We start from the raw sequence: 24074 nt of genomic DNA, 5'->3' as shown, positions 1-24074 counted from the left end.
CAGATAGATCCACTAAGGAGTATACGTAACAACAAATAAAAATCTTTAATAAATCACATTAGTAAAATTTATGACAAACCAACATCAACAAATCCTTGGCCACCCTCGTGGTCTATTCCTTTTGTTTGGTACTGAGCTGTGGGAGCGTTTTTCCTACTACGCAATGCGTGCCATTCTTGTTCTTTATCTGACAGATACAACCCTTAACGGCGGCTTGGGCTGGTCGACTAAAGATGCTCTTGATCTGTATGGCATCTATACTGGACTCGTTTACATTACGCCAATGATCGGTGGCTGGTTAGCGGATAACTACCTAGGTCAACGCCGCTCAATTCTAATGGGTGGTGCTCTAATGGCTATTGGCCAGTTCACGCTAGCACTGCCAGCTGAAATGGTCGGCATGAGCGCTGTTCACAGCTTCTACCTTGGTTTGGCACTGCTGATTGCTGGTAATGGTCTCTTTAAACCAAACATCTCGACTATGGTTGGTGACCTGTATGAAGAGGGTGACAACCGTCGTGACGGCGCATTCACTATCTTCTACATGGGTATCAACTTGGGTGCCCTTATTGCAGGTGTTGTTTCAGGCTCTGTCACCAATGAATTTGGCTGGAAGGCGGGCTTTGTTGTCGCGGGTATCGGTATGGTCATTAGCCTTATCATGCAAATGACGATGGCAAAATCTTGGTTGGGCGAAATTGGTACTGTACCTGCCGCTGCTCGTGACTTAGAAAATAAAAAATCGGCACAAAAACAGCCTTTAACTAAGCAAGAAGTTGATCGTTTGAAGGTTATTCTAGTTATGGGGCTATTTGTCATCGTATTCTGGGCTGGCTTTGAGCAAGCTGGCGGCCTGATGAATATCTATACTCAGCAGTACACAGATCGCATGATCGGTAGCTTTGAAGTGCCTGCTGCTTGGTTCCAGTCACTTAACCCATTCTTTATCATTACTTTAGCGCCTTTACTTGCCGCTTTCTGGGTTAAGCTAGGTAAAAAAGAGCCGAATTCACCGGTCAAATTTGCCTTGGCTCTGTTCTTCTTGGCACTAGGCTTCCTATGTATGGTGGGTGCGGTTATGGAGCAAGGTGGCGATACAGCCGTTAAGACCTCTATGCTTTGGCTAGTCGGTGCATTCTTCTTCCATACTCTGGGTGAGCTTTGCCTATCACCAATCGGTCTATCACTGGTAACAAAACTAGCACCACTTCGCCTAGCATCACTGATGATGGGGGCATGGTTTGGTTTCAACGCCATTGCTAACTATGTCGCTGGTTTAATTGGTTCTCATGTAGGTGAGCTAGGTGCAATGTCTATCTTTGGTGGCATCGCCATTGCAGCAACCGTTTCTGGTGTCATCCTATTAATGTTCTCAAATACATTAGTTCGTTGGATGCACGGTGCTGAGTCTCCAATCAGCAATGCAGAACAAGTTGAAGAGCAACAAGCTCAAGTTGCTTAATAGTAAAAATAAAAAATACCCGACCAAATCAATGGTCGGGCATTTTTGTTTTTATGGGAAATTAATCCGCTATTTCACGCTAGTCACACGACTGACCTTGTCACCCATCGCTGACACCGAGCGGATGAAGACTTCACCAGTTACATTTGGACGAGCATTGTCTGCATAGATCAACCAGTTCTCACCATCCAGAGAATATTGAAGCGTTACACCTGGGAACTGAACGTTCATTGCAAGTTTGCCATCTTCAACTTTTGCGCCAGGTACAGGTAAGCGGTAGTCAATACCTGATTTTTCTAGCTTAGCCAGTTCACGTTGACCAAGTACGTTCGCAAAGCGGTTGTAGTCTTGGTTTAGCGCTGCTTTATCTACTAGGTTTGTCTCTAGAGAATACTCTACACCCACTTTGTAGTCGTTTTCCCAATCAGCACGGTGCCACGCACGCTCAGCCGCCGCTAGTACGCGAGGGAATACCATGTACTCGTATTGCTCATCGTTACGTACTGTCTCAGACCAAAGCTGTGCTGATAGACCGTAGAAAGGTTTCGCTTCGATTTCACCTTTACCAGTGAAGCCGTTACCATCGCGGTCTACAGAGGTTTCAGCGTTCTGAGGCATGTTCTCTGGTGCAAAGCCAAACATCTTACGAGTATCTGTTGCACGCGTTGCCCAGTAGTAACCACGCTCTTTCGGGTCAACTTCGTATGGCATGTCCATGTACACGTAGTCTGGGTTAGAAACGATCACGTCGTAACCTTTCTTAGACCATTCGTACACTGATGATGTGCCACCCCAGTAAAGAACGTCCCAGAAGTTAACACGTGTGTTTTCTGTTGCGAACGCTTTCTCACCTTCACTGTATTTAAGGCCATCTTGCCAAGCTTGGAAGTTTGGAATGCCCTTCTCTGCCACAATCTTAGACACTTCTTCTGCAAAGTGGCTTGGTAGATGAGCAAAGTCGCTTACCGTACCGTCTGCAATTAGCGTCTGACATTGTGGAGATTGTGCGAATGGCTTATCTTGTTTAGACAGGTCAATCGTACCTTTCCAGCTTACTTTCTCTTCAGCGTTCACATCTTGGAAACCAGCGCCTAGCTTGATGTTCTTCGCTTCGTCACCACCAAAGTGCCATGTTGTTAGCGGCGTACCCGCTTCTTGGTGCATTGCTGCTACTTCTGAAATCACTTTATCAACAAAGCGAGTTGAAGATTCCATACATGGGTTGATGAAGCTTTGCTTGTTGTAGAACTGAACCGTGGTTACGTTCGATGTATCTTGTGGATCCATCAATCGATATTCGTTCGCTTCTATTTCTTTACCTTCTTCCATTAGGCGGTCGTAACGTGCTTCCATTGATACCACGGCGGCACGAGCGTGTGCTGGCATATCGATTTCTGGAATCACTTCGATGTTGCGTGCTTTCGCATACGTTAGGATTTCGACGTAGTCTGCTTTGCTGAAGTAGCCAGAACCAAAGTTATCTGATGTTGGACCAGAGCCAAGCTGAGGCAGTAAACAGCTTTTCTCTTGTGTATCGAAACAACGGTTAGCACCCACTTCTGTCAGCTCAGGTAGACCCGGGATTTCTATACGCCAGCCTTCATCGTCCGTTAGGTGAAGGTGTAGCTTGTTCATCTTGTACGCTGCCATTTGGTCTAGCGTTGCAAGAATTGCGTCTTTAGAGTGGAAGTTACGAGCCACATCCACCATCACACCACGGTAATCAAAACGAGGCGCGTCTTTAATAGACAGTTGTGGTAGAGAATCAGCATTTTGGCTATCTACCAGGCCAAAGATAGATTGTACTGCGTAGAAAGCACCTGCTTGGTCAAACGCTTTAATCGCAATACCGTCGCCTTTGATGCTCATCTCGTAAGCACCAGACTTTGCTAATTCACCGGTGAAGTCTGCAGGAACAACAGTGATGCTTACAGGAAGATCACCACGAACATCCACACCTACCACTTCTGCACGATCTTGAATTGCCGCGTATTGAGTCGCATCGAATGCGTCTTTAGGCAGAGCGATACCCGCCGCGATATCTACCGTACCTTTACCTGCTTCAACAGACAGTGGCGTTGGTAGTAACGTGGTTGATACATCTTGTTTTGCTAGGTCTTCGTTCTTCTCGAAACGAGACACAGCGTTTGCAAATACGTTGTTGTCATCTGGCGTACGTTTTAGGTTGTTACCCTCAAGGCCAGTTACGAAAGATGCAACATCTTCTGTGTTAAGAGAAGCGATCATCTTAGGCTCTGCATTCGGTGCAGCAACGAAAGCGCCTGGCATGAAGTCAGTTTCAAATAGCTGCCAGTATTCAGCAACAAGAGGAAGCACAACCTCTTCATCCGCCGCAAAACCATCAAACTTGTCGGTCGGTTCTAGTTTGTGTAGATCACCCGTTACGCGAGAAATTTTGAATTGCTCGTTGTCTACATCCAGAATCAGACGAATGCTGTGGAAGTAAATAGCCCAATCTTTAGAGTCAACCGCTTGACCTTGGTTAACTAGCGTCATGTTTACTTTGTTACAAGAAGCCCATTCTGCGCCCATCTCTTGGCATGCAAGGCCTTCGTTAGCACCGTGGTTTGTTAGTACTTCATATTGAACATCGAGGTTGTTCGCGAGTGAGTTAACAACACTTTGCTCATTAGATTGAAGCGTAGAACAACCAACTAGTGTGGCGACAACCGATGCCGCAATCAGACTTTGTTTAAACATCTTACTTACCCCAAAACGTAAATTAAGCCGGAAAAAGTTGGCTCTAAAACTAAGATACAAACAACATATCGCGAGTTATTTTTCATCGTAAAATTAATCAGTGGCGAAAGTGATCTGATTCAAACTTTAGATTTTCAAATTAAATTTAAGCGATTAAAAACAGATAGTTATCTGACTCGTCAATTTCGACGTAGTTAATTTAACGAGATTACTGAGAACCTAATCACACCTTTAAGTTCAAAACACGATTTAAAGTGAAGAAAGATCACAACACGGCATTTGTTATCGTAATATCTAAAGATGACCGAGATACGAAATCGTGATTTTGTACTCACTTTTGCCTCGTCAAACTCCGTTGAAATAACGGATTTCAACAATTTTTCCGCATCGGTAAGGATCCATTAATGCGTAAATTACTTCTCTTACTATTGGTGTTATCAGCGAGCATCCAAGCCGAACCTCTCATCTGGAACATTGAAAAAGGTGAGCTGAAATACACAGTCATAGGCTCTGTTCATGTTGGCGATAAGAGTATGTATCCCTTACCTGAAATGGTCTTCAACCGACTAAAGACAAGCCAAGGCTTGATCGTTGAAACCGACGTTCGCCAAAACGGGGGGATTAAGTACCCGCCAACAACGCTACTATCTAAAGATGTGCTTTCAACAGCTCAACAAAACGAACTCATCGGTATATCTAATTTGTTAGAGATGAATGGCAATGAACTGTTGCACACTCCGCCTTGGGCTGCTGCTCTCGCCATTCAGATGAGACAAATTGAATACCTTGGCTACTCCGCCGCAGATGGCGTCGATGTTAGGCTCGCTTACAAAGCAAGCTTATGGGAAAAGCCTGTCATAAGTCTTGAGTCCCTTCAGTTTCAAATTGACTTACTAACTGGGCAGAAAGAGTCAGGCAAAGAACTCTTGGTTAGCGCTATAGAAGAGTTTGATCATTCTGAAGACGCAACTCATTGTCTAATCGAAAGCTGGAAAGCGGGTGACATGAGTAAACTTGAAGAATTTGCCTCACTGACACAAATGTCTCCTGAATTTGAAAAGTCATTTCTGATTGATCGTAATCTTGATTGGGCTGAAAAACTTTCCAACCCCAAATGGTTACCTAAATCTAAAGGGTCATATGTCATTGTCGTTGGAACCCTACATTTATTAGGTGAACAAAGCGTGTTGCAGCTACTGGAAGATGAAGGCTTTAAAGTAACACAGCTATCAAAGAGCAAAACGTCAAACTGTGAGTTTAAATACTAAAGCTGTTTTTTTAACTTTGGCCAATCGATAGATGAATTTTGCAGTGTTTTAACATACTTAGGACGTGGCAAGATGGTACGCTTAAATCAAACTTACCAAATAAACTGAATCATCAATGTCGAAAGAATCAAAAGCTTTAGGCTACTTTCTTGCTTCCTTAAGCTTGTTTTCCGCGCATGCCTTTGCCAAAGCCACATGTACCATAGAATATTACCAACCTATTGATATAGCTTCAGAGACGAAAGGTGGTGTTCTGGATAGAGAAAGTGGTCAAATTCTTATTAAAGAAAAGCCGCCTATGCGCTGTGCAAATGTGACTTTTACTACATCTCATACTCGTGATCGCGTTGCTAATCAAATGCAAGGCAGCTTTGAAGCCATCTACTTTGACAATCAGAAAGGCCAGTCACACTCCATCTCTTTTAACCAAAATGAGGTGCAAGCTGGCTATATTCGCATCGGGCCAAATAATCCCATTGAGGCTTACATCTGCTTTACGACGTCAGAAACACCAATCAAAGAGATTAGTTGTGATGTGAAGTAGCGAGAAGCGAGAAGCGAGAAGCGAGAAGCGAGAAGCGAGAAGCGAGAAGCGAGAAGCGAGAAGCGAGAAGCGAGAAGCGAGAAGCGAGAAGCGAGAAGCGAGAAATATTTTTTAGGGTTGGCGTACTGCGTCAACCCTTTTGTTTTCAACAAATTACGCCATCATTCTTTGTAGTGAAAGAAGTAGCGATAATTAAAGGGTAATTCATGTACTTCGCAGATTGCCTGCTCATTTTTTCTCGGAGGGCGAAGCCCATTCTCGACTCTAGAGCGAAGCGTTCTCGATTCAGAAAGCCTAAAACGACGAAAGCCTGCTTATAAAAGCAGGCTTTCTAAAAGTGGTCGGTGAAGAGGGATTCGAACCCCCGACCCTCTGGTCCCAAACCAGATGCGCTACCAAGCTGCGCTATTCACCGAGATGTTTATTCGAGCTCATTGCCCGTCAACGAAGGCGTATATTACGGATTCTGATTTCTAACGCAAGCCATTTTAAGTAACTTTTTCAATTTTATTGTCCGTTTGTATAAAACATCATCTAACACGTATAAAGTGTGAGCAAAAACACATCAACAAGAACAAATCCGCAACCTAATAACAACAATTGATCCAGATCAGTGTTGCATATTTAACCGTGTTTTACCTTAACCCTTGTCATCTCACTTTGTACTCTTTGGAGGAACTATGGACTTTTGGCTTGATCTCCTATTTGGTAATGCGGTAGGTCTATCTTCAATGATTGTCATCTTTGGCGCCTTCGGTCTAATGCTGTTCTACGGCGGTTACTTCATCTACAAAGTGATGAACGACAAATCTCCTCACTAGAATCGCTTAGCCCTATTCATAGAATAGACATTCGCTATGCACCGAAGTAGATACCTTGTCTGCTTCGGTTTTTTATTTCTCATCTAGCAAACTCTTGATCCCCCCCATACCCTCACAGGTATAATGTTGGTATTGATTTCCTACTCTGAGATGTAGCTATGTCTCATGATGATGACCTAAGCCTATTCCAACAAATGATGGGCGATGTAAAACCTCTTCAGCAAGATACGACCGAACATAAAAAGCAACATCAGGTAACCGATGCACAACTTGCTAAGCGTGAGGCCGCCATCTGGTTAACAGAAGATGACCCTGAATATCTGTCCATCGATCATGCTGAGATGATAAAGCCTGACGATATTATCGAGTTCAAACGTGATGGCGTCCAAGACGGAGTGTACAAAAAGTTACGTCTTGCTAAATACCCAATACAAGCAAGACTAGATTTACACAAGCGCACGCTCGAACAAGCGCGTGATGAAGTGGTTAAGTTCTTGAAGCAATGTATGCGGATGGATATTCGTACCGTGGTCATTGTTCATGGCAAAGGTGAACGTTCTAACCCACCAGCACTGATGAAGAGTTTTGTCGCTCAATGGCTAATGCAAATTAAAGAAGTGCAATGTGTTCACAGTGCCCAGCGCTTCCATGGTGGCACCGGTGCCGTGTACGTCTTACTGCGAAAAAGCGCCGAGAAAAAAATCGAAACTCGTGAACGCCACCAAAAACGACTGGGTTAACGTGTAACACAGTGCTAGAATGCGCGCCCTCTATGTGCTGATTTATTGGTCAGCACACCTTTAAACCGCCGTTGTGAAACGTTAGGAGAACAACATGTCACAAGATAACGCTAAACGCCTCAATAAGTTTATCAGCGAAACAGGTTTTTGCTCACGCCGTGAAGCTGACCGCCTCATCGAGCAAGGCCGTGTCACCATTAATGGTAAAGTACCTGAAATGGGCACCAAAGTTCAGCTAGGTGATGACGTCCGAGTTGATGATAAGCCAATCGCGGCTGCCACTGACAAACCTGTTTACATCGCACTCAATAAGCCAACGGGTATTACCTGTACCACAGAGCGTGATATTCCGGGTAATATCGTTGACTTCATCGGCCACAAGAAACGTATTTTCCCGATTGGTCGCTTAGACAAACCTTCGGACGGTTTGATCTTCTTAACCAACGATGGCGATATCGTAAACAAGATTCTTCGCGCCGGTAATAACCACGAAAAAGAGTATGTGGTTCGCGTAGATAAGCCGATCACAGAAGAGTTTATCAAGCAGATGTCTTCGGGGGTAAATATCCTCGACACTGTCACTCTTCCATGTACCGTGACTAAAGAGACTAAATTCTCGTTCCGCATTGTGCTTACTCAAGGTCTCAACCGCCAAATCCGTCGTATGTGTGAAGCATTAGGCTATGAAGTATTCAAGCTGCGCCGTGTGCGCATTATGAACATCTCGCTTGACGGGATTCCTAATGGACAATGGCGTTACCTAACAGATGCGGAAGTAGCTGAGATTCTGGCTATGTGTGAAGATTCTAGCGGCACTGAAGAGGCATCTAAAGTAGATAGCAAGGGTAAACGCATTCGCAAAGCAACCGATGCTAAGCTGTTTGATAGCCGCGAAGAAAACCAAGACTCTAAAGCACGTCGCAATCAGAAGAGTCGTACTTTTAAAGGCCGTAACGCCGATGAGTTCCGCCATGCGCCAAACTCTAAAAAAGGTCGCAATAGTGGCAACCAAAGCGACTCAAAAGCCAAGCTAAATAAAGGTAAGACTTTCTATAAGCCTGCCAGTGACAAATCACAACGCCCTGCAAAACCACGCTCTGGCGGCACTTTGAGTTTGAAGAAATAGCGAGAAGCGAGAAGCGAGAAGCGAGAAGCGAGAAGCGAGAAGCGAGAAGCGAGAAGCGGGAGATATTGAAGGGTTGGCACACTGTGCCAACCCTTTTCTTTTATATCCAGACAATTAGATCCTAAGAAAAATATCACTGTCTGCAATTTTCAAACCACTTACCAAGAACACATCTCGAAGGGTGAAGCCCGATCTCGCAGCTAAGCGCTCTCAAGGACGAAGTCTGCTCTTAAACAAAAAGAGGAGCCGATAGGCTCCTCTTTTAATTCACTTAGCTTCTTCAGATTATACTGTACCGAAGATCTTATCACCTGCGTCGCCAAGACCAGGAACGATGTAGCCTTTATCGTTTAGTTTCTCATCGATAGCAGCAGTGAATAGCTCAACATCTGGGTGAGCTTTCTCAAGCGCTTCAATACCTTCTGGAGCGGCAACAAGTACTAGCACCTTGATTGATTTACAGCCCTTCTCTTTCAGCAGATCAATAGTAGCGATCATTGAGCCGCCAGTCGCTAGCATTGGGTCAACAACAAGCGCAATACGCTCGTCCATGTTAGACGCTAACTTGTTGAAGTATGGTACTGGCTCAAGCGTCTCTTCGTCACGGTAGATACCAACAACACTGATACGTGCACTTGGCATATGCTCAAGAACGCCATCCATCATACCAAGACCTGCACGCAGGATTGGCACAACCGTTACCTTCTTACCTTTAATTTGGTCAACTTCAACTGGACCATTCCAACCTTCAATGGTTACTTTTTCTGTTTCAAAGTCTGCAGTCGCTTCGTAAGTAAGCAGGCTACCAACTTCTGTAGCTAGCTCGCGAAAGCGCTTAGTGCTGATGTCACCTTCTCTCATTAGACCAAGTTTGTGCTTAACAAGAGGGTGTTTTACTTCAACAACTTTCATTTCCATCTCCGGCTTATGTGGTGATTTTTAAACAAACCTTCAGATTATAAACGATTTCGTTCTCAATTTCTTGTTCTAAGACAAAAGAAAAAACTTGCGCAAACGTTTGCTATCTATGTTTATCCACTGGTAGAATAGCGCCGTTTTCATATCCAACTTTAAACCAGAGGACTTCCCTGTGAGTGCTGATAACACTTCTCTTAGCTACAAAGACGCTGGCGTTGACATCGATGCAGGCAATGCGCTTGTTGACCGTATTAAAGGTGCAGTAAAACGCACACGTCGCCCAGAGGTAATGGGTGGTATTGGTGGTTTTGGCGCACTATGCGAACTGCCAACTAAATACAAACAGCCAGTTCTCGTTTCAGGTACAGACGGCGTTGGTACTAAACTGCGCTTAGCTCTGGATATGAAAAAGCACGACACTATAGGTGTTGATCTTGTTGCTATGTGTGTCAACGATCTAATCGTACAAGGTGCTGAGCCATTGTTCTTCTTAGATTACTATGCAACAGGCAAACTCGATGTTGATACTGCTGCTGACGTCGTATCTGGTATCGCAGACGGCTGTGTACAAGCAGGTTGTGCGCTAATCGGTGGTGAAACGGCTGAAATGCCAGGCATGTACGAAGGCGAAGACTACGACGTTGCTGGCTTCTGTGTCGGTGTTGTTGAAAAAGAAGACGTAATCGACGGCACTAAAGTTGCCGCTGGTGATGCACTTATCGCTGTAGGTTCAAGCGGTCCACACTCAAACGGTTACTCGTTGATCCGTAAGATTCTTGAAGTATCTGGCGCAGACAAAAACGAAGAGCTAGCAGGCCGCACTATTGGTGAGCACCTACTAGAACCAACAAAAATTTACATCAAATCAGCACTTAAGATGATTGAGAAGCACGATATCCATGCCATCTCTCATATCACAGGTGGTGGTTTCTGGGAAAACATCCCACGCGTTCTTCCACAAGGCACTAAAGCCGTTGTTGATGGAAACAGCTGGGAATGGCCTGTTATCTTCAAATGGCTACAAGAAAAAGGCAACGTAACCACTCACGAAATGTACCGCACATTTAACTGTGGTGTTGGCCTTGTTATTGCTCTACCAAAAGATCAAGCAGATGCTGCTGTTAAGCTTCTTCAGGACGAAGGTGAGAATGCATGGGTAATTGGCGAAATCGCAAACGCTGAAGCAGGCGAAGAACAAGTAGAGATCAAATAAGCATGAAGAGTATTGTTGTTTTAGTTTCAGGAAATGGCTCCAATTTACAGGCGATTATTGACGCATGTAACACCCAAATTACAGGTGGCCGAGTCACTGCCGTATTCTCTAACAAGGCAGGCGTCTATGCTTTAGAACGAGCAGAAAAAGCGGGCTCAGCAGCACATTTCCTTGATCCTAAAGCATTCGATACTCGTGATGCCTTTGACCATGAGTTGATGAAGCAGATCGATGAGTATCAACCTGATGTCATCGTGCTTGCGGGTTACATGCGTATCTTAAGTGGCGAATTCGTTCGTCACTATATGGGACGCATGATTAACATCCACCCTTCTCTATTACCTAAATACCCTGGATTGAACACTTACCAACGTGCTATCCATGCTGGTGATGAAGAACACGGTACTAGCGTTCACTTTGTGACAGAGCAACTTGATGGTGGTCCTGTGATTCTACAAGCGAAAGTGCCGATTTTTGATGAAGATACGGTCGAGACTCTGACGGAGCGTGTTCAAACTCAAGAGCACCGTATTTACCCTATGGTGGTAAAATGGTTAGTGGAAGAGCGCTTGGTAATGAAAGATGAAAAAGAAGCCTACCTCGATGGTAAGCTGCTTGGAATCCACGGTCACGCAGAAGACTAATACGCTACTAAACCCGATCAAATACAAAGACGAGCTCATGCTCGTCTTTTTTCTTTACCATTGTTAATCCTCTATTCATCTTCGCTACCTTATCCTGACAAAAATGACGGAGGTAACGTATGGATCTTAAAAGCCTACTCAATCAAGCCCTTAGCTCAGACATTGTCCAAAAAGGGCAACAGCAGCTTAAGCAGCAATCCAATTCAAACACTCTAAAGTCTTTAGGCGCAGGAGCCGTGGGTGGTGGCTTAGTGAGCCTATTAATGGGTTCGAAGAAGAGCAAAAAGATGGGTAAAAAAGTCGGCAAAAACGCGCTAAAGATTGGTGGCGTCGCTGCGCTTGGCGCATTGGCTTACAAAGTCTACAACGACTATCAAGCTAAGCAGCCTACAGCATCTCCACAAGAAACCTTTAATTCAAATGACAATATCCATGACGAGTTAATAATCAAAGCGATGATTGCCGCTGCTAAAGCTGACGGCCACGTCGATAATGAAGAGATGGAGCGTATTGAATCCACCCTGACACAAGCAGGGGCCAATACCCAACTTCAGCAATTGATTCACAGTGAGCTCAACAAACCACTCGACCCAAGCGAAATAGCAAGGCTAGCTCACTCACCACAGCAGGCCTCTGAGATTTATCTTGCCTCTTTGATTGTGGTTGATGAACAAAACTTTATGGAAAAGGCTTATCTTCAAGAGCTAGCAAAGCAACTCCAGCTCGCCCCAGAAGTCACCTTCCAGCTAGAGCAACAACTGCAAACTGATTAATTTTGCTTAGGTTTTGAACACGTCGTCATACGCTTTGCGTTAGGACAAGCTTACACTTTGAGTTTCCGAATTTGAGTGTGTATATTTGAGAGCAGTTATCATTTATCGGAGTATAAGCCATGCAAGTATACGGCTGTTGTGAATTAGTGCGCGAACTGTACGCACAGATTGGAAGCGGCGATCAAGCCTATGTCCCACAAGCTATTTCATGCGCAGTAAGAGCGTTAAACGACATCGCTGCGGATGAGTCTTTGCCTAAAGAGGCTCGTGAAAAAGCAGCATTTGCAGCGGCAAACTTGCTGATCTCAGATTTTGAGGACAAGTAATGAACTTAGCCAACTTTGAATCAATGGATCCTGTCATGTTGATGAGTATCGTCAACATGAAGTTACGTGATGATTTCGGCGGTGATTTAGACAAGCTTGTCGCTTTCTTTGACATTGATAAATCAGCGCTAGAAACCAAGTTAGCCTCTGCTGGATTTGATTTCTTACCTGAAGCTGGCCAATTCCGTTAATCTACCGTTGATTAGATACAAAAAAACCGCCTCTCTGGCGGTTTTTTATTGAATGACGACTTATTACTCTTCTTCGAAGAAATCATCTTCATCGTCAAGCTCAGCTTGCGCTGCTGCTGCGCGTTTCGCTTCTTCGTAACGTGCTTTCTTCTCAGCGGCTTCTTGAGCCAGTCGCTCTTCACGTTCGATGCGAACTTTACGTGCTTCGCCTTTACGCTCATTACGTTGAGCTTGGTTTTGAATAAAACCTGCTAGTTCTTTTTCAGCCCACTCTTGTGCTGCTGATTCAGTTTCAAAGCCGGTTTCACGTTTTGATACTGACGTTTTACGTGAAGTCACTTGGCGAGTGATCTCTGCACACCAACCGTTACGCTTTTCAGTAACACGAATGGCAAATTTTTTGTTGTTCGACATTTTCATTTCCTAAGGGATTCTAATGGAATATTGAGGGATTTAGCCATCCCTTGGCAAGCGCGGTATTAGAGCGCAAAAAGTGGCTGTTGGCTATTAGTTTTTCAAAAATAGAGCCGGATAACTGGATAACTGGATAACTGGATAACTGGATAACTGGATAACTGGATAACTGGATAACTGGATAACTGGATAACTGGATAACTGGATAACTGGATAACTGGATAACTGGATAACTGGATAACTAACGTTGCTCTTTGGTGATTATGGAGTCAACTCTCTTTTCCACAAGGCCGCAGCCCGATCCCGTTTTCTAGCAGCGAAGCGATCCATAGGACGAAGTCCGTTCCCGTAGCAAAGCGTTCCATAGGGCGCAGCCCGTTCCCGCTTCCCGATTCTAAACAAAGAAAGCGCTGGCCTTTCAACCAGCGCTTTACTATTTACAGAGTAGAGAACGAATCTCGGCTTAATTAGCCAATGTTTTTACGTGCGTTTTGGAACATACGCATCCAAGCACCGTTCTCACCCCAACCTTCAGGAGACCAAGAGTTCGCAACTGTACGGAATACGCGCTCAGGATGCGGCATCATGATAGTCACGCGGCCATCTTGCGTCGTTAGACCTGTGATTGCGTTTGGTGAACCGTTCGGGTTGTTCGGGTATTGCTGAGTCGCATTGCCGTGGTTATCCACGTAACGCACTGCTACCGTACCTGATGATTCAATCGCGGCTAAGTGGTCAGCATCACGCACTTCTACGCGGCCTTCACCGTGAGAAACTGCGATTGGCATACGAGAGCCTGCCATACCGTCGAAGAATACGGAATCAGACTTCTGAACTTCCACTAGGCTGAAGCGTGCTTCAAAACGCTCAGATTCGTTACGTACGAAGCGTGGCCACAGGTCTGCACCTGGAATTAACTCTTTCAGGTTAGACAGCATCTGACAGCCATTACACACACCTAGAGAGAAAGTATCTTCACGTTGGAAGAAGCCTTGGAACTGGTTACGAGCTTGCTCGTTGAACAGGATAGACTTCGCCCAACCTTCACCCGCACCTAGTACGTCACCGTAAGAGAAGCCTCCACAAGCGACTAGACCTTGGTACTCTTCTAGAACCGCTTGACCAGTTAGGATGTCGCTCATGTGAATATCTGTTGCTTCAAAACCTGCACGGTCAAATGCAGCTGCCATCTCAACGTGAGAGTTCACGCCCTGCTCACGTAGGATTGCCATCTTAGGCTTAGCACCTTTCGCGATGTATGGCGCTGCAATGTCTTCGTTCACATCGAAGCTTAACTTAACGTTTAGACCTGGGTCAGAGTTGTCTTTCTTCGCTTCGTGCTCTTGGTCAGCACATGCCGGGTTATCACGTAGACCTTGCATCTTGTGCGTCGTCTCAGCCCAGATAGTACGCAGTTCAGTTCGGTTACGCTCAAGAACTACTGTGTCACCAGAAGTAATCACTAGCTCATCAGACGCTTCTACAGAACCAATTACGTGTGAACATGCTTCAAGGCCGTTTGCTGCTAGCGTAGACAGTACAGCGTCTAGGTCATCGTTCTTAACTTGAAGTACCGCACCTAACTCTTCGTTGAATAGTGCCGCTAACACATCTTCACCTAGGTCAGCGATATCAGCTTTCACACCACAGTGACCCGCGAATGCCATCTCAGCTAGAGTAACGAATAGACCGCCATCACCCTTATCATGGTATGCCACAACTTGATCGTTCGCGACAAGAGTTTGAACGCCTTCGTAGAAGCCTTTTAGCTGCGCTGCGTTGTCTACGTCTGCTGGCTTATCACCAAGCTGCTTGTAAACCTGCGCCAGTGCCGTTGCACCTAGACGGTTTTGACCGTTGCCTAGGTCGATAAGTACAAGGCTAGTATCGCCTTTGTCTGTGCGAAGCTGAGGAGTAATTGTCTTACGTACATCTTCAACACGTGCAAACGCAGTGATGATTAGAGATAGCGGAGAGGTTACTTCTTTCTGCTCGCCATTCTCTTCCCACTTGGTCTTCATCGACATTGAGTCTTTACCCACAGGGATAGTTAGACCAAGCGCCGGACATAGCTCTTCGCCCACCGCTTTAACCGCTTCGTAAAGACCTGCATCTTCGCCAGGGTGACCGGCTGGAGACATCCAGTTTGCAGACAGTTTAATGTGTTTGATATCACCGATGTTTATCGCTGCGATGTTTGTAATTGCCTCACCCACCGCTAGACGAGCCGAAGCACCGAAGTCTAGTAGAGCCACTGGCGTACGCTCACCCATCGACATCGCTTCACCGTGGTAAGTGTCGTAGCTTGCCGCTGTTACGGCGCAGTTTGCTACTGGCACCTGCCATGGGCCAACCATTTGGTCACGCGCCACTAGGCCAGTCACCGTGCGGTCACCGATAGTGATAAGGAATGTTTTCTCAGCAACCGTTGGTAGACGTAGCACGCGCTCTGCTGCTTCGTTTAACTCAATACCGTCACGGTTAACTGCTTGGTTATTCGCTTTTAGCGTCTTCGCATCACGGTGCATCTTAGGCGTCTTACCTAGAAGCACATCCATTGGCATGTCGATTGGCGTGTTGTCGAAGTGTGAATCTTCAAGTTTCAGTTCTCGCTCTTCTGTTGCAACACCAACCACTGCGTATGGTGCACGTTCACGCTTACAGATCGCATCGAATACTTCCATATTCTCTGGAGCAACCGCCATTACGTAACGTTCTTGAGATTCGTTACACCAGATCTCAAGTGGGCTCATGTCTGGTTCGTCGTTTGGTACGTCACGCAGTTGGAAGATACCACCACGCTCGCCATCGTCTACAAGCTCTGGAAGTGCGTTAGAGATACCGCCCGCGCCCACATCGTGGATGAATGCGATTGGGTTCTCGTCGCCAAGCTGCCAACAACGGTCGATCACTTCCTGACAGCGGCGTTCCATCTCTGGGTTTTCACGCTGTACTGAAGCAAAATCTAGATCTTCTGCTGATTGACCAGACGCCATTGAAGATGCCGCACCGCCACCAAGGCCGATGTTCATTGCAGGACCACCAAGAACGATTAAGCTTGCACCCACAGGGATCTCTTTCTTCTGTACGTGCTCGTCACGGATGTTCCCCATACCACCAGCAATCATGATTGGCTTGTGGTAACCGCGAACCTCAACACCTGCGTGAGAGTTAACTTTTTCTTCGTAAGTACGGAAGTAACCAAGTAGGTTTGGACGACCAAATTCGTTGTTGAACGCCGCGCCACCAAGTGGGCCTTCTAGCATGATATCTAGTGCGTTAACGATGCGACCTGGCTTACCAAAATCTGTTTCCCATGGCTGTTCAAAACCAGGAATACGTAGGTTAGATGTAGTAAAACCAACTAGACCGGCTTTTGGCTTACCGCCAATACCTGTTGCGCCTTCGTCGCGGATTTCACCACCAGAACCAGTCGAAGCGCCCGGCCAAGGAGAGATAGCCGTTGGGTGGTTGTGCGTTTCCACCTTCATTAGGATGTGGGCTTTCTCTTGGTTGTAGCCGTACTGGCGAGTTTCTGGGTTCGGGAAAAAACGACCTACATCAGAGCCCACCATTACTGCTGCGTTATCTTTGTACGCAGACAGCACGTTTTCTGGTGTCGTTTCAAATGTGTTCTTGATCATCTTGAACAGAGACTTCTCTTGCTTAACGCCGTCGATAGTCCAGTCTGCGTTAAAGATCTTGTGACGACAGTGCTCCGAGTTCGCCTGTGCAAACATCATCAGCTCGATGTCTGTTGGGTTACGATCTAGCTTGTTGACGAACGCGTCGTAAAGGTATTCGATTTCGTCATCTGCAAGTGCAAGACCTAGGGTAACGTTTGCGTTTTCAAGCGCAGCGCGGCCGCCTTTAAGTAGGTCAACATCCGCTACTGGAGCAGGTTCTGCCACTTGGAAAAGTGCTCGTGCAGATTCAAAATCAGTGAAAACCACTTCCATCATGCGGTCATGAAGAATCGCTTTAAGCTCGACGAGTTGCAGTTCAGTCAGTTCAGCAGACGTTTCAATGTAATAAGCCGTGCCGCGCTCTAGACGAACGACTTTATCTAAGCCACAGTTATTAGCAATGTCAGTCGATTTTGAAGACCATGGCGAGATAGTACCAGGGCGAGGAGTAGCTAGCAGAAGAAGACCTTCTGGCTCGTGCTCTTCAATTGTTGGACCGTAAGTCAGTAGTTTTTCTAGTTTCTCAACTTCAGACGCATCTAGGTCTGACGTTAGATCAGCAAAGTGAGCAAACTCAGCGTAAATACCGGTTACAGGTAGGCCAAGTTCACGACAAAGCTCTAGAAGCTTGTTAACACGAAATTCAGATAGAGCTGGGGAGCCACGAAAAATTCTCATGCGCTTAGGTCTCTCATGCAATTGATTAAGGTGATATTGGAATAAATTCAGTGGGTTACTGTATTTTCTTCGAAGCTATTCCCGAAGGTTTTTCAAACCTATGCCGATTCCACCTCTTTGATGCGAGCGCATTATATAGCAATTGTTTTTGTGATGTAACACCAAAAGCAACCGTTTGCGTCATTTTTTTTGTCAATTTTGAAATACAGCAAGATTAAGAATTTAATAACTCTTATCTCGCCTAGTCACTGATTGGCTTGCCTTGTTATGACACTTTGATATAAATGCCGTACTGGATGTATGAGATCGTTGTTAATGAAGAAGTATTATATAAGTCACTTTAAGTCACTGAGCCTAATTATGTTTGCCGCTTTGCTGCTTTCTGGCTGTCAAATAGAGTCTGAACCTAAAAGTGAACTCGACTTAATTAAAGATCGTGGCGTGCTGCGCGTGGGCACACTCAATAATCAACTATCGTATTACATTGGCCCAGATGGCCCTGCGGGTCTCGATTACGAATTGGCGCGGGAGTTTGCCAATGAATTGGGCGTTCAGCTTGAAATGAAGCCTGCTTATCGTATTTCTAGCCTTTACCCTGCTCTAGAAAAAGGAGAGATCGACATCATTGCCGCGGGGCTGAGTCAATCTCCAGAAAGGCTCAAAAACTTTCGTCCAGGCCCTGCTTACTATTACGTAAGCCAACAAGTGGTCTACAAAAAAGGCAATTGGCGTCCAAGAAACTTAAAGCAGTTGCTTGCAAAGCAGGCTGAATTGATTGAGAAAAATGAAGGAAAAGACGTTTTGAGTATTGTTGGAGATTCTCACTTCAATAAGACTCTGACCGACATTCAGGCTCAGCACCCAGAATTTTCTTACCATATCGACCCCAATGCTGACGTTAACGATCTGCTTAAAGCCGTCTCTCAAGGGGAACTTAGATTCACTGTCGCAGATTCGGTCGAGGTTTCATTATCACAACGTATCTACCCTGATATTGCTTTAGCATTCGAACTGACTGAAGACCAACCTATCTCATGGTTCTTGCGCCCTTCTCAGGATGAAAGCTTATATGGCTTATTGATTGAGTTTTTCGGTGCGGTTAATCAATCGGGACATCTTGCTTCTTTAGAAGAGAAATACATTGGCCACATTGGCAGCTTTGATTATGTCGATACTCGCGCCTTCATTCGTGCACTCGATTCCAAACTGCCTAAATGGTCGCCTTTATTTAAGAAGTATTCAGATGAATTTGACTGGCGCTTAGTCGCAGCATTGGCTTACCAAGAGTCTCACTGGAACCCGGTGGCAAAATCTCCGACTGGTGTACGCGGTATGATGATGCTGACCTTACCAACGGCAAAAAGTGTTGGAGTGACTAACCGTCTCGATCCTGAGCAATCAGTGCGCGGCGGTGTAGAGTACCTGCGTAGAATGGTCGATCGCATTCCTGACTCGATTGAAGAGCACGAAAAGATCTGGTTTGCGCTGGCTTCATATAACGTGGGATATGGGCATATGATGGATGCAAGACGCCTAACCAAACGTCAGGGCGGGAACCCCGATGCGTGGTCAGATGTAAAAGATCGTCTACCATTGCTGCGTCAAAAGAAATACTACAGCCAAACTCGTTATGGTTTTGCACGCGGTGATGAAGCGCGAAATTACGTCGAGAATATTCGCCGTTATTACCAAAGTATCATTGGTCATGTTGAGCAGCAGACAGCATCTAGCGAAGACGTAAGCATAGATGACCTTACTGTGATCCAAGTACCTGAAACTGCGGTCTCAGACGCTATGCCTATCTCAGCGGCAGAGCCTGCATCAGCGAGTAAAAGCACCAACGAATAATCACTGTTAAGAGCGCAACTTTGTTTAAAGATTGCGCTCTTGAATTCCCTATCCCTCGCCCACATATAATATCGTGTCGAAGATCACTTGCGAACTTTCTTAAAATCGTAACAATGAGCAGGTATAAGACGTTAACCGTCTGAATATCAGTTACCTTCGATACCGTTCGTGATTGATTTTATTTTAACCACAATAGGAGGTTGTTTTATGCAAAGACGTAAAATGCAGTCAAAACGCCTTAATAAAACCGTTGCCGCAAACCGTCGTAAGCGTATGTTAAGCAACAACAAGAAAAAGGTGATTGCACGTCACCGCGCATTTATGCAGTTAATCGCTGTATAAACCCAGAGAGCAAACATCTTAGCTAAGATGTTTGCTTGAAAACCTACTGGCCCCTCTGCTGCAACTTTCTCGCTTTTTTACGCTGCGCTTTTTGCTCCTTACGACGACGTCTAAAAAACGTCTGTAACTGAATACGGCACTCATCTTCTAGTAGGCCATATTCAACATCCGCATAGTGGTAAGCCGCTTGGTGTTCGAATAGATTCAACACACTTCCTGCAGCCCCTGCTTTGAGATCGCGCGCCCCAAATACGATTCGCTTGACTCGACTATGTAGAAGTGCGCCTGCGCACATCGGGCATGGCTCTAAAGTGACATAAAGTGTCGTGTCCAGCAAACGGTAGTTCTGCAAGGCTTGCCCAGCTTTACGTAGAGTCTGCATTTCGGCATGAGCCGTCGCGTCATGCTCGCCAATGGATTGGTTCCACCCCTCAGCAATCACTTCGCCCTCTTTTACGAGTACAGCGCCAACAGGCACTTCACCTTCAGCTTCTGCTCTTTCGGCAAGCTTAAGTGCCAAACGCATAAAATGATGATCTTGTTCAGAAAATTGTGGGGCTTCTTGCTCAGTAGACACTATGTTTGCTCGCAGCATTAATTGGGGGGATGGATTATAGCGTTTCAAATCGAGTATAACAAAACGCCCAGCGTTTTAAGCTGGGCGGTGTTAATAAAGAGTTCGGTTAGATTAAAAACCTAACGGTAAACCAAAGGTAAAGAAGCCAATCAATACTGCCGACCACAAAGTCAAGAAAGCAACAGAATATGGCACCATAATGGCAATCACATCACCAAATGTCAGCTCAGGTTTGTACTTACGCATAAAGGCAAGAACAACACCCGCATAGCTCATCATAGGTGTAATGATGTTGGTTGAAGAATCAGCAACACGGTAAGCCGCGGTGACTAAATCTGGCGTCATGTTTGGGTTAACCTGATACAGCATAGGAACAAAGATTGGACCAAGCAGCATCCATTTTGACGTTAGGCCACCAACGAACAAGTTAATCACAGCAGTGGTCAAAATAAAGCCAAGTAGCATTAACGCTGGGAACTGTTGAAGACCTAATGACTGTAAGAAAGTTGAGCCAAGGTAAGTCACGTAAGTGCCTAAACCTGAGTAGCTAAGTAGCGCTAAGAAGTTGTAACAGAAGAAGGTTAGTACTAACACATAACCCATGGTGTTCATCTGCTTAACCATCGCACTTACAACGTCTTGCAACTTCTTGAACTTGCCCGTTGCCACACCAAAGCACAGACCAACAACAGCAAACACTAAAGAGATCAGCAGGATGATGTTATCTAAGTAAGGGGTTACTTCTTTACCAGCTTCATTGGTATAAGTCGCTAACGGGCCAACCGCTAAGCCATAGATCGCAGCTAAGGTTACTAACAGGCCAACACCAGACCAACGCAGGCCTTTTTGCTCTTTCTCCGTAAGTTCAAACTCATCAAAATTTACTTCCTCAGGTAGTTGATAAGACATCTTTTCCAGACGAGGTGTGATAAAGCGTGTGGTCACCCAAGCACCAACGACAGCGAGTAAGAAGGTTGACACTAAAACGAAGAAGTAGTGCATTGTTGCTGGGTTAAGCTCTTCACCGTTGCGACCAACGAATGGGATGTTTTGTGACTCGGCAAAGATCTTAGCGTTCACACCCAAAACAACATCAACTGGTGTTGCTGGTAGTAAGTTAGCGCTAAAGCCTGCTGATACACCTGCAAATGCCGCCGCCATACCAATCAATGGGTTTTTGCCAAGACCCGCATATAGAAGGCCCGCTAAAGGAATAAGTACTAAGTAACCGGCATCAGCCGCAATAGAACTCATGATGCCAAGGAAGACAACTAATAGTGGCAGTAAGCGGTCGCTAATCTTTAGGCCGACTTTTTTGATAACTGCGGTTAAAAGTCCGGAGTTCTCGGCGATACCTACACCTAACATTACAATCAAGATAACGCCAAGTACGCCATGACCAAACGCTAGCCAGTTTTGCAGTAGAGCGTTCTCAAACATCCAACGGAAATTTTCCGCCGCTAGCATGTTCTTAATCGAGAACTCAACGGCTTCCCCACCTTTGCCAATGGTTTCAAAGCTCACGCCATCCATTAATCCGGTAATGACCAGAGAAAGCGCAAACAAGAACATAAATATAATGACCGGATCTGGGATCTTCTTACCCGCTCTTTCGATGAACCCTATCACCCCTGAAGGCTTTGCTTCAGGCGCTGCAATTTCACTCATAAATGACATCCTAAACTTTTAACTGAGTCACATTTAATAAATTGGTCGGGCACATTATCAAACAGAATATATGGTGTAAAACCACACTCATAAGAGTAAGCGATATAAAAAACCATCATTAATAGCTATAACCAAACAAAAGGCCAAAGCACAACATGCAGATCTACTGTTAATGTCAATTAATCGCCATTTAAAAGAATTTATAACCAATAAAAATTAATTTTTACAATTAAAGAAACCAGCATTAATCCATTTATTAGACTTATATTCCACTCAAAAACAAAAACCTCGCTAATTAGCGAGGCTTTATCATTCAGTGTTCGGTGACCAACAATTACATCGTGTAAGTGTATGGCGCTTGAATACCTAGAGGGATACCTAGCATCCAGTACGCAACTAGGAAGATAGACCAACCGATTAGCATTGCGATAGAGAATGGCATCATTAGTGAGGCTAGCGTACCGATACCAGTCGACTTCACATAACGCTGACAGTACACCACGACAAGTGGGAAGAAGACCATCAGAGGAGAGATGATGTTCGATACTGAGTCACCTACACGGTATGCTGCTTGAGATAGCTCAGGTGAGATACCTACTGCCATTAGCATTGGAACAAGGATTGGACCAATCAGAGCCCATTTCGCTGACGCAGAACCGATTAGAAGGTTAACTGCCGCTGTTAGAAGAATCATACCGATGATCGTTGCTTCACCAGGCAGATTCATGGCTTTCAAGCCTTCAGCACCGTAAAGCGCTAATAGAGTACCAATGTTTGACTGAGCGAACGCTGATAGGAACTGAGCACAGAAGAACGACATTACGATGTAAGCACCCATGGTAGACATAGTATCCGCCATCGCTTTGATAATATCGTTACTGGTTTTGAACGTACCTGACACTTTACCGTAAACGTAACCAGGGATGATAAACAGAATGAAGATCAATGGAACAATCGACTTCATAATTGGCGCTGAGAACGCTGTAATTTCACCTTCTGGAGAGCGCAGTGCTGATGTCTCTGGGATCAGAGCAACAACCAATAGAGCGATACCCGCAAGCATAGCCCAACCTGCGTAACGGAACGCTTTTGACTCAAGTTCAGTGAATGAACCTAAATCAGGTGCTTTTTCTGCATCTTCATCAACTGGTGTATTAGCTAGGCGAGGTTCAATGATTTTCTCAGTAACGTACCAACCAATCGCTACGATGATGACTGAAGAAATGCCCGTGAAGAAAATGTTCGCCAGTGGGTTAACCACATACTCAGGGTCAAGAACTTGTGCTGCTGTTTGCGTGAAACCTGCTAATAGTGGGTCAATACCTGAAGGGATAAAGTTAGCAGAGAAACCACCAGATACACCAGCAAACGCCGCTGCGATACCCGCTAGAGGGTGACGACCAGCTGCGTGGAAAATGATACCACCAAGAGGAATAACCAGTACGTAGCCCGCATCTGCTGCAGTGTGCGATACGATTGCGACAAGGATTAGCATTGGTGTAAGAAGCTTAGCTGGTGTGAAGTTAAGCATTTTCTTCAGGCCAGTAGTAATGAAGCCAGAAGAGTCAGCGACACCAACACCTAGCATCGCAACAAGCACGATACCTAGCGGTGCAAAACCAGTAAAGGTAGTTACCATGTTCGCGAGAAAGCTTGCTAGAGATTCGCCAGTCAGAAGGTTGTTGATTGCAAGCGCTTCACCCGAACGTGGATTAATAAGGTCGAACGTGAAGTTAGAAAGAAGGGCAGACGCACCCCATGTAATGATCAGTGCCCAAAAGAACAGAATCGCAGGGTCCGGGATCTTGTTACCTGCTCGTTCAATAAAGTTAAGGAAGCGGTCCATACCACTAGGCTTTGGTGACGGAGCTTTATTAATTGCTTGGTTACTCATGGTAACTCCATATGTGATGTTGTTGCGGTAGACCTTTATGCATTTATTATGTCGGTCTATTTTTCACCACGTATTTTAGTGAATCCACTCTAATAAAGCACAACAATCTAGAGGTTTTTCCATAATTGGAGACATATTTTGCAAAAACGCCATCTACGTGCAACAAAGTCAAAACACAAACACTCGAGATTACTAAACAATAATGAAACCAAAATGCAAA

The 24074-nt window shown here is 45.3% G+C and carries 20 protein-coding genes and 1 tRNA gene; 13 read left to right on the top strand and 8 right to left on the bottom strand.

Features of this window, described 5'->3' with window-relative positions; all coding sequences use genetic code 11:
• Positions 1-70: 70 nt before the first annotated feature.
• Positions 71-1462 carry a peptide MFS transporter gene (locus AC6R00_RS04795; RefSeq protein ID WP_004744493.1) on the top strand — a complete coding sequence of 464 codons (1392 nt, stop codon included), beginning with the start codon at positions 71-73 and terminating at the stop codon, positions 1460-1462.
• A 69-nt stretch (positions 1463-1531) separates the two neighbouring features.
• On the opposite strand, the gene AC6R00_RS04790 is transcribed toward AC6R00_RS04795, so the two are convergent.
• Positions 1532-4183 carry a beta-N-acetylhexosaminidase gene (locus AC6R00_RS04790; RefSeq protein WP_500639498.1) on the bottom strand — a complete coding sequence of 884 codons (2652 nt, stop codon included), beginning with the start codon at positions 4181-4183 and terminating at the stop codon, positions 1532-1534.
• Between the two features lie 404 nt (positions 4184-4587).
• Here AC6R00_RS04790 and AC6R00_RS04785 point away from each other — a divergent pair, with 404 nt between their 5' ends.
• Both AC6R00_RS04785 and AC6R00_RS04780 read left to right on the top strand, forming a co-directional pair.
• Entirely contained in the window at positions 4588-5451 is an 864-nt protein-coding gene (locus AC6R00_RS04785) for a TraB/GumN family protein (RefSeq protein WP_500639497.1), read from the top strand.
• Positions 5452-5566: 115 nt separating this feature from the next.
• Positions 5567-5995: a hypothetical protein gene (locus tag AC6R00_RS04780; RefSeq protein WP_500639496.1), complete on the top strand. Its 429-nt coding sequence runs from the start codon at positions 5567-5569 to the stop codon at positions 5993-5995.
• Between the two features lie 338 nt (positions 5996-6333).
• Here AC6R00_RS04780 and AC6R00_RS04775 read toward each other — a convergent pair.
• A tRNA-Pro gene (locus tag AC6R00_RS04775) sits at positions 6334-6410 on the bottom strand.
• Between the two features lie 265 nt (positions 6411-6675).
• Here AC6R00_RS04775 and AC6R00_RS04770 point away from each other — a divergent pair.
• The 3 genes from AC6R00_RS04770 (at position 6676) to rluF (ending at position 8682) form a co-directional block, all read left to right on the top strand.
• Entirely contained in the window at positions 6676-6816 is a 141-nt protein-coding gene (locus tag AC6R00_RS04770) for a DUF3149 domain-containing protein (RefSeq protein ID WP_004742983.1), read from the top strand.
• A gap of 158 nt (positions 6817-6974) precedes the next feature.
• Positions 6975-7556, top strand: coding sequence for a DNA endonuclease SmrA (gene smrA, locus AC6R00_RS04765; RefSeq protein WP_171322361.1), 582 nt, complete (start codon positions 6975-6977; stop codon positions 7554-7556).
• Positions 7557-7650: 94 nt separating this feature from the next.
• Entirely contained in the window at positions 7651-8682 is a 1032-nt protein-coding gene (rluF, locus tag AC6R00_RS04760; protein WP_500639495.1) for a 23S rRNA pseudouridine(2604) synthase RluF, read from the top strand.
• A 285-nt stretch (positions 8683-8967) separates the two neighbouring features.
• Here the strand turns inward: rluF and upp are convergent, their stop codons facing one another.
• Complete coding sequence (upp, locus tag AC6R00_RS04755) at positions 8968-9594, bottom strand: uracil phosphoribosyltransferase (protein ID WP_004742987.1); 627 nt, start codon at positions 9592-9594, stop codon at positions 8968-8970.
• 178 nt (positions 9595-9772) lie between these two features.
• Between upp and purM the strand changes: the two genes are divergently transcribed.
• From purM to AC6R00_RS04730, 5 genes are all read left to right on the top strand, one after another.
• Positions 9773-10813 carry a phosphoribosylformylglycinamidine cyclo-ligase gene (gene purM / locus AC6R00_RS04750; protein ID WP_004742988.1) on the top strand — a complete coding sequence of 347 codons (1041 nt, stop codon included), beginning with the start codon at positions 9773-9775 and terminating at the stop codon, positions 10811-10813.
• 2 nt (positions 10814-10815) lie between these two features.
• On the top strand, positions 10816-11457 hold the full coding sequence (gene purN, locus AC6R00_RS04745) for a phosphoribosylglycinamide formyltransferase (protein WP_004742989.1): 642 nt from the start codon (positions 10816-10818) through the stop codon (positions 11455-11457).
• A gap of 119 nt (positions 11458-11576) precedes the next feature.
• On the top strand, positions 11577-12230 hold the full coding sequence (locus tag AC6R00_RS04740) for a tellurite resistance TerB family protein (protein ID WP_239826347.1): 654 nt from the start codon (positions 11577-11579) through the stop codon (positions 12228-12230).
• Between the two features lie 119 nt (positions 12231-12349).
• Entirely contained in the window at positions 12350-12556 is a 207-nt protein-coding gene (locus AC6R00_RS04735; RefSeq protein ID WP_039478024.1) for a YaeP family protein, read from the top strand.
• Positions 12556-12747, top strand: coding sequence for a DUF4250 domain-containing protein (locus AC6R00_RS04730; RefSeq protein WP_004742992.1), 192 nt, complete (start codon positions 12556-12558; stop codon positions 12745-12747). Before AC6R00_RS04735 ends, AC6R00_RS04730 begins: the two co-directional genes overlap by 1 nt.
• A gap of 63 nt (positions 12748-12810) precedes the next feature.
• On the opposite strand, the gene AC6R00_RS04725 is transcribed toward AC6R00_RS04730, so the two are convergent.
• Positions 12811-13161 carry a DUF3622 domain-containing protein gene (locus AC6R00_RS04725; RefSeq protein ID WP_239826348.1) on the bottom strand — a complete coding sequence of 117 codons (351 nt, stop codon included), beginning with the start codon at positions 13159-13161 and terminating at the stop codon, positions 12811-12813.
• 467 nt (positions 13162-13628) lie between these two features.
• Entirely contained in the window at positions 13629-17525 is a 3897-nt protein-coding gene (gene purL, locus AC6R00_RS04720) for a phosphoribosylformylglycinamidine synthase (RefSeq protein ID WP_500639494.1), read from the bottom strand.
• A 315-nt stretch (positions 17526-17840) separates the two neighbouring features.
• Here purL and mltF point away from each other — a divergent pair, with 315 nt between their 5' ends.
• Positions 17841-19373 carry a membrane-bound lytic murein transglycosylase MltF gene (gene mltF / locus AC6R00_RS04715; RefSeq protein WP_500639493.1) on the top strand — a complete coding sequence of 511 codons (1533 nt, stop codon included), beginning with the start codon at positions 17841-17843 and terminating at the stop codon, positions 19371-19373.
• Positions 19374-19580: 207 nt separating this feature from the next.
• A complete protein-coding gene (locus AC6R00_RS04710; RefSeq protein ID WP_004743068.1) occupies positions 19581-19715 on the top strand; it encodes a hypothetical protein in 135 nt (44 codons plus the stop codon).
• A gap of 43 nt (positions 19716-19758) precedes the next feature.
• Here AC6R00_RS04710 and tadA read toward each other — a convergent pair whose 3' ends face one another.
• The 3 genes from tadA to AC6R00_RS04695 all read right to left on the bottom strand — a co-directional run bounded on the left by tadA (position 19759) and on the right by AC6R00_RS04695 (position 23854).
• Positions 19759-20310 carry a tRNA adenosine(34) deaminase TadA gene (gene tadA / locus AC6R00_RS04705; protein ID WP_500639577.1) on the bottom strand — a complete coding sequence of 184 codons (552 nt, stop codon included), beginning with the start codon at positions 20308-20310 and terminating at the stop codon, positions 19759-19761.
• 93 nt (positions 20311-20403) lie between these two features.
• The gene (locus AC6R00_RS04700; protein WP_500639492.1) at positions 20404-21960 is read right to left on the bottom strand and encodes an AbgT family transporter; all 1557 of its coding nucleotides are present in this window, start codon (positions 21958-21960) and stop codon (positions 20404-20406) included.
• Between the two features lie 334 nt (positions 21961-22294).
• On the bottom strand, positions 22295-23854 hold the full coding sequence (locus AC6R00_RS04695; protein WP_004749853.1) for an AbgT family transporter: 1560 nt from the start codon (positions 23852-23854) through the stop codon (positions 22295-22297).
• Between the last annotated feature and the right edge of the window lie 220 nt (positions 23855-24074).

The organism is Vibrio sp. R10-SF1-ISO8 (genome assembly GCF_059833805.1).
Note: the sequence above shows the minus strand (reverse complement) of the source record. Positions and strands in the feature narration are given on the sequence as shown.

Excerpts from the sequence above, each read along its gene's own strand:
- AC6R00_RS04795 (WP_004744493.1), top strand. The coding sequence starts at position 71 with ATGACAAACCAACATCAACAAATCCTTGGCCACCCTCGTGGTCTATTC.
- AC6R00_RS04790 (WP_500639498.1), bottom strand. The coding sequence starts at position 4,183 with ATGTTTAAACAAAGTCTGATTGCGGCATCGGTTGTCGCCACACTAGTT.
- AC6R00_RS04785 (WP_500639497.1), top strand. The coding sequence starts at position 4,588 with ATGCGTAAATTACTTCTCTTACTATTGGTGTTATCAGCGAGCATCCAA.
- AC6R00_RS04780 (WP_500639496.1), top strand. The coding sequence starts at position 5,567 with ATGTCGAAAGAATCAAAAGCTTTAGGCTACTTTCTTGCTTCCTTAAGC.
- AC6R00_RS04770 (WP_004742983.1), top strand. The coding sequence starts at position 6,676 with ATGGACTTTTGGCTTGATCTCCTATTTGGTAATGCGGTAGGTCTATCT.
- smrA (WP_171322361.1), top strand. The coding sequence starts at position 6,975 with ATGTCTCATGATGATGACCTAAGCCTATTCCAACAAATGATGGGCGAT.
- rluF (WP_500639495.1), top strand. The coding sequence starts at position 7,651 with ATGTCACAAGATAACGCTAAACGCCTCAATAAGTTTATCAGCGAAACA.
- upp (WP_004742987.1), bottom strand. The coding sequence starts at position 9,594 with ATGAAAGTTGTTGAAGTAAAACACCCTCTTGTTAAGCACAAACTTGGT.
- purN (WP_004742989.1), top strand. The coding sequence starts at position 10,816 with ATGAAGAGTATTGTTGTTTTAGTTTCAGGAAATGGCTCCAATTTACAG.
- AC6R00_RS04740 (WP_239826347.1), top strand. The coding sequence starts at position 11,577 with ATGGATCTTAAAAGCCTACTCAATCAAGCCCTTAGCTCAGACATTGTC.
- AC6R00_RS04735 (WP_039478024.1), top strand. The coding sequence starts at position 12,350 with ATGCAAGTATACGGCTGTTGTGAATTAGTGCGCGAACTGTACGCACAG.
- AC6R00_RS04730 (WP_004742992.1), top strand. The coding sequence starts at position 12,556 with ATGAACTTAGCCAACTTTGAATCAATGGATCCTGTCATGTTGATGAGT.
- AC6R00_RS04725 (WP_239826348.1), bottom strand. The coding sequence starts at position 13,161 with ATGTCGAACAACAAAAAATTTGCCATTCGTGTTACTGAAAAGCGTAAC.
- purL (WP_500639494.1), bottom strand. The coding sequence starts at position 17,525 with ATGAGAATTTTTCGTGGCTCCCCAGCTCTATCTGAATTTCGTGTTAAC.
- mltF (WP_500639493.1), top strand. The coding sequence starts at position 17,841 with ATGAAGAAGTATTATATAAGTCACTTTAAGTCACTGAGCCTAATTATG.
- AC6R00_RS04710 (WP_004743068.1), top strand. The coding sequence starts at position 19,581 with ATGCAAAGACGTAAAATGCAGTCAAAACGCCTTAATAAAACCGTTGCC.
- tadA (WP_500639577.1), bottom strand. The coding sequence starts at position 20,310 with ATGCTGCGAGCAAACATAGTGTCTACTGAGCAAGAAGCCCCACAATTT.
- AC6R00_RS04700 (WP_500639492.1), bottom strand. The coding sequence starts at position 21,960 with ATGAGTGAAATTGCAGCGCCTGAAGCAAAGCCTTCAGGGGTGATAGGG.
- AC6R00_RS04695 (WP_004749853.1), bottom strand. The coding sequence starts at position 23,854 with ATGAGTAACCAAGCAATTAATAAAGCTCCGTCACCAAAGCCTAGTGGT.